General features: G+C 59.6%; 1 protein-coding gene. It reads left to right on the top strand.

Features of this window, described 5'->3' with window-relative positions; translation table 11 throughout:
- The coding region (locus ARTSIC4J27_RS00025; RefSeq protein WP_235436457.1) for an MFS transporter at window positions 1-1,022 on the top strand (1,022 nt) is incomplete at its 5' end.
- Window positions 1,023-1,151 lie beyond the last annotated feature (129 nt).

Raw genomic sequence — 1,151 nt, 5'->3', positions numbered from 1 at the left:
TCTTCACACCGATCGCGCTCGTTGTCGGCGGGTTTGTCGTTGGAATGGGTTTGCCGTGGCAAAGCGTTTTCTGGGTGACCTTCGCCCTGTACGCGGTGCTGCTGGTGCTTGCCCTTGTCTCTTCTGAAACGCCCGTTGCTGCCCGTCATGACGGTCGCTTGAACTGGTTCGCTTCGCTGGGGCTCGGCATTTGGGTCACTGCGCTGCTGGTCGGAATCAGCCAGGGACCAGCCCTGGGCTGGACTTCCCCCCTCGTGGTCGGTTCGTTTGCCGTGAGCGCCGTGACATTTATTATCTGGGCTGCTCAGCAGCGACGCAGCCAGGACCCCCTGATGTCATTCCGCAACATGGACCGGCGCCAGGCCATCATCGGGTATTCCGGGATTTTCTTCTTGAGCGTGGTCGGGGTGAGCATTTTTATCGCGCTGCCGGCTATGCTGCAGGCCCCGACGTCGTCCGGGTACGGACACGGCCTGTCTGCCCTCGACTCGACGTACGTGCTGCTCGCGATCATTCCCGGCTCCGCGCTGGGATACCTCTGGACTCGATGGGGACTCAACCGGCTGGGCCCGAAGACCGTTCTGGTCATTTCCGGAACCGCTTCGATTGGTGTTTTTCTCGGGTTCGCATTCGCTAACGGCCCGGTCTGGATGTCCTGGGTGTGGGTTTTCGGCTATGGCCTGGCAACCCTGAGCTGCTTGACCACCGGGTACTCACTCGTCGCGGCCGCCGGGCGCCAGGACAACATGGCGGTGACCATTGGCATGCAAAGCATTATCCAGTACGTCTCGGGGACGATCCCTACCGCAATTGTGTTGAACGTACTAGTGCCCGGTACCGATGGATTCGTTCCTGAGGAAACATTTGATGGCATCTTCATCGCGGCCGCCTTGTTTGTCGCCGTGTTCGTCCTCATCTGGGCCGTCTTTGCCCCGAAGCGCCTCACAGATCGGCACGCAATCGACACGGAAAGCAATCCCACGAGCAATCCCACCAAAGTCCGTATTGCCACTCACGCGTAAGACCAAGAGCAGTGCCGGAGTGGACCAAAGCCACAAACCCAAACCGGCTGTGCAGTTAGAAGGCGCCCAGGGCGTCTTCTAACCCGAAAGATATTGAGCATACGAGGACGACCAGCTAAGGAGACAACA

Origin of the sequence: Pseudarthrobacter siccitolerans, from assembly GCF_001046895.1 — a bacterium.
In the GTDB taxonomy this organism is placed as follows: domain Bacteria; phylum Actinomycetota; class Actinomycetes; order Actinomycetales; family Micrococcaceae; genus Arthrobacter; species Arthrobacter siccitolerans.
Note: the sequence above shows the minus strand (reverse complement) of the source record. Positions and strands in the feature narration are given on the sequence as shown.